5 protein-coding genes and 1 pseudogene are annotated in these 3,436 nt (G+C 67.5%); 5 read left to right on the forward strand and 1 reads right to left on the reverse strand.

All coding sequences use genetic code 11. The features are described 5' to 3' along the window. Positions 1–822, reverse strand: an 822-nt coding sequence (locus JMF90_RS29675) for a LysR family transcriptional regulator (protein ID WP_201325788.1), incomplete at its 3' end; no start/stop codon positions are given. A gap of 51 nt (positions 823–873) precedes the next feature. Between JMF90_RS29675 and JMF90_RS40335 the strand changes: the two genes are divergently transcribed. The 5 genes and pseudogenes from JMF90_RS40335 to JMF90_RS29695 form a co-directional block, all read left to right on the forward strand. Beyond that, on the forward strand, positions 874–1,152 hold the full coding sequence (locus JMF90_RS40335; RefSeq protein WP_034174745.1) for a hypothetical protein: 279 nt from the start codon (positions 874–876) through the stop codon (positions 1,150–1,152). A gap of 197 nt (positions 1,153–1,349) precedes the next feature. Further along, positions 1,350–2,432 (forward strand): serine hydrolase, encoded by a 1,083-nt coding sequence (locus tag JMF90_RS29680; RefSeq protein ID WP_011547547.1) that lies wholly within the window; start codon positions 1,350–1,352, stop codon positions 2,430–2,432. A 44-nt stretch (positions 2,433–2,476) separates the two neighbouring features. After that, positions 2,477–2,710 (forward strand): hypothetical protein, encoded by a 234-nt coding sequence (locus JMF90_RS29685; protein ID WP_006478862.1) that lies wholly within the window; start codon positions 2,477–2,479, stop codon positions 2,708–2,710. Between the two features lie 71 nt (positions 2,711–2,781). Further along, positions 2,782–3,237 carry a MarR family winged helix-turn-helix transcriptional regulator gene (locus JMF90_RS29690; protein ID WP_011547546.1) on the forward strand — a complete coding sequence of 152 codons (456 nt, stop codon included), beginning with the start codon at positions 2,782–2,784 and terminating at the stop codon, positions 3,235–3,237. 64 nt (positions 3,238–3,301) lie between these two features. Beyond that, a pseudogene (locus tag JMF90_RS29695) lies at positions 3,302–3,436 on the forward strand (isochorismatase family protein); the annotation flags it as partial.

A 3,436-nucleotide genomic window follows, 5' to 3' on the forward strand; every position in this document is an offset into this window, starting at 1 on the left:
ATCGTCGCGATCGGACAGCCACGCGAGCCCCACGCGCCACTTCGCGTCACGGCCGTCGAGCGGCAGCACCGTCGCATCGCGCAACAGGTACCGCGCGCTCGACGGGATGAACGCGACGCCGACGCCGGCCGCGACCGAGGTCAGCACCGACTGCACGTCTTCCGCCTGCTGCATCACGTGCGGCACGAAGCGGCGCTCGACGCACCATCGGTCGATCTGCGCAGCCAGCCCCGGGCCGCGCGCACGCTGCAACGCGATGAAGCCGATCTCGTTGAGCACGTCGAGGTTGGCCGGCACGCGCTTGAAGCCCAGGTGCGGCGGTACGGCAAGCCCGAGCGCTTCGTCGATCACCTTGAACGACGACAAGCCGTCGTCCGACGGCAGACGCAGGAAACCGGCGTCGAGCTTGCCGGCACGCAGCCGGCGCGTCTGTTCGGACGACGACAGGTCGCTCAGCGTCACCGCGATACCCGGATTGCAACGGCGGAATTCGGCGATCAGCTTCGGCACGAGCGTCAGCACGGACAGGCAGATGCCGAGCCGCAAATGCCCGCGCTGGCCACTGGTCGCTTCCCGTGCACGCGCCAGGATTTCGTCGGCATCGCGCACGAGCGCCTGCGCGTCGGGCAGGAAGCGTTCGCCGAACGGCGTCAGCTCCGCGCCATGCCGGCCGCGCTCGAACAGCTTGCCGCCGAGGCTTGCTTCCAGCGCGCCGATCTGCTTGCTGAGCGCAGGCTGGCTCATGTGCAGCGCATCGGCCGCGCGGCTGAAATGGCACAGCTCGGTGACCGTCAGGAACGTGCGCAGCAGTTTCAGTTCCATTCTTTAACGGAATCGTAACGATTGAAATATTCATTTTACCGATCGAACGCAATGGCGTTCAATACGGACATGCCCTTCCCGGAATTCACCTTCATGTCCCTCGATCCAGCGGCCGACTGCGTGGCCGAATCACCATGCGATGTCGCGGGTGCAAACGCATGCGCCGGTGCCGCCGATACCCGCGCGCCGAAACGTCGTGTCGAACGCACGGACGGGCGCAGCCGCCGCTTTCGCTTCGGCGATGCGCTGGAAGACGCGCCGCCACGCGCGATGACGGGTTCGATCGCAATCAGTTTCGCGGTCGTGTCGCGGCGGAACTGGCCGCGCTGAACTGCGCACCCGCCCGCCTTTCTCCCCACCCGCACCGCTGCCCGGCAGCGCGAAAACGACCGGAATCCTCCCGTATCACGCATCATTGCGCGTCATCCCATCGTCATCGCCGCGCGATCGACCGTATAATTTCCCGCACCCGCCGACCGCCCACGCATTCCGCGCAGCCGCATCGCGCGTGAAAAGGAGACTTTCGCTTGACCGGCCTCATCGCGCGCCTGCCTCGCGCCCGGACCACCCTGATCCTCGTCCTGTCGTTCCTGCTGCTCGCATTCGCCACGAACGCGTCCGCGCAGCGCGTGCAGCCGCATCGCACCGCCCATGCGCAACCGCATGCCCATACGAAGGCCGTCAAGAAGAAGCCCCATCGCAAGAAAAAGGCCGTCAAGCATCGCCGCTCGCGCGTGACGCATCAGGCAGCCAAACGCCACGCGGCACCCGCGCCGCAGCCGCGGCGCGCGAAACGCACGACCGCCGTGCGGCCACGCCCGCCCGCGAAACCGAAATTGCTCGCCAGTTGCGGCTACACCCCCCGCGCGGTCGGTTCGCTGCATTCGCGCGCGGCCTACGTGCTCGACGTCGATTCCGGCACCCCGCTGCTGGCGCGCAACGCACGCACCGTGCGGCCGATCGCCTCGATCTCGAAACTGATGACGGCCGTCGTCGCGCGCGATGCCGATCGTCCGCTGAACGGCGTGCTGCGCGTGACCGCGCGCGATCGCGACACGATCAAGTTCACCGGTTCGCGCCTGCAGGTCGGCTCGGAACTGTCGCGCCGCGAGATGTTCCATATCGCGCTGATGTCGTCGGAGAACCGCGCGGCCGCCGCGCTGAGCCGCGACTATCCGGGCGGGCGCGCCGCGTTCGTCAAGGCGATGAACCGCGAAGCGCGCCGGCTCGGTATGCGACATACGCACTTCCGTGAGCCGACCGGCCTGTCGCCGCACAACGTGTCGACGGCGGAAGATCTCGCGCGGCTCGTCGGCGCGGCCGCGCAAGATCCGCTGATCCGCTATTTCTCGACCGATCTGTCGACCACCGTGCGCCCCGGCGACGGTGAACTCGTGTACGTGAATTCCGACCCGCTCGTACGCTACCGCCGCCTGCCGATCCGGCTGCAGAAAACCGGCTTCATCAACGAATCGGGGCACGGCGTCGTGATGCGCATGCGCGTGAAAGGCCGCCGGGAAACGGTCGTGCTGCTCGGCGCGGCGACGCGTGCCGGCGTATCGAGCGACGCAATCAAAATCCATCGCTGGCTGTCCTGTTCGATCCAGTAGACGGACACGGGCAGCCGGCGAGCTCACGCGACGGGAGCGACGCCATGCAGGACGAATACCGCTTCAACGCGTTCGGTCGGCTGCTCGCCGTGGTGCGCACGGACGGTCGCTGGGCCGTGTTCGATCTCGGCGCCGAAGGCAAGCGGCGCCCGGCCAATCTGCAGATTCCGTCCTCGCTCAGCGCGGACGAACTTGGCCAGTACCTCGGCGATCTGCTGCACGAAAACGCGACTCCGCGATACAGCGAAGTCGTACCGGTCGCGCATCGACGCACGTAATCGCACCGGGCAGCGCCACCAGCCGGCGATCAATTCGACAGTTAAACTTGCAAGTTTAACTGTCGTGTTCTATGATTGGCCGCATGAACCCGCCACGCAAACCCGGCGTTTCCGCCGAAACCGTCGCCGCCGACCTGACCCTCGCGGTCGGCCAGCTCATCCGCCGGCTGCGCTCCGAGGTCGATTCGGAAGGACTCGGCATGTCGCAGACGAGCGCGCTCGCGCGGCTCGAACGGCACGGGCCGATGACGACCGCCGATCTCGCGCGCGCCGAAGCGATGAAGCCGCAATCGATGAAGACGATTCTCGCGAGCCTCGAGGAAGACGCACTCGTCGAGCGCGAGCCCCATCCGACCGACGGCCGCCAGATCCTGTTCAAACTCACCGCCGCCGGCCTCGCCGCGCGGCGCAAGCGCAACGCCGCGAAACACCAGTGGCTTGGCGCCGCGATCGAGAAACTCGATCCGCAAGACATCGACACGCTCGCCGCGGCCATCCCGCTGATCCGCCGCATCGGCGAGCAATGAACCCGGCCGGCGCGCCGCGCTGCATGCGCGCCGGCTTTCCTTGCCCTTTTCCCCGGAGCCCATCATGAGCGCAACGCGTCTCGACACGAACACGGCGCTGGTCGTCATCGACCTGCAGAAAGGCATCGTCGCCCTCCCCACCGCGCACCCGGTCGCGCCGGTGATCGCCCGCACCCGCGAACTGCTCGACGCGTTCCGC

It is taken from the genome of Burkholderia sp. E168m23, assembly GCF_016586125.1.
GTDB classification, from domain to species: domain Bacteria; phylum Pseudomonadota; class Gammaproteobacteria; order Burkholderiales; family Burkholderiaceae; genus Burkholderia; species Burkholderia orbicola.

Coding starts and splice junctions, on each gene's coding strand:
- JMF90_RS29685 (WP_006478862.1), top strand. CDS start 2,477: ATGCAGGACGAATACCGCTTCAACGCGTTCGGTCGGCTGCTCGCCGTG.
- JMF90_RS40335 (WP_034174745.1), top strand. CDS start 874: ATGGCGTTCAATACGGACATGCCCTTCCCGGAATTCACCTTCATGTCC.
- JMF90_RS29690 (WP_011547546.1), top strand. CDS start 2,782: ATGATTGGCCGCATGAACCCGCCACGCAAACCCGGCGTTTCCGCCGAA.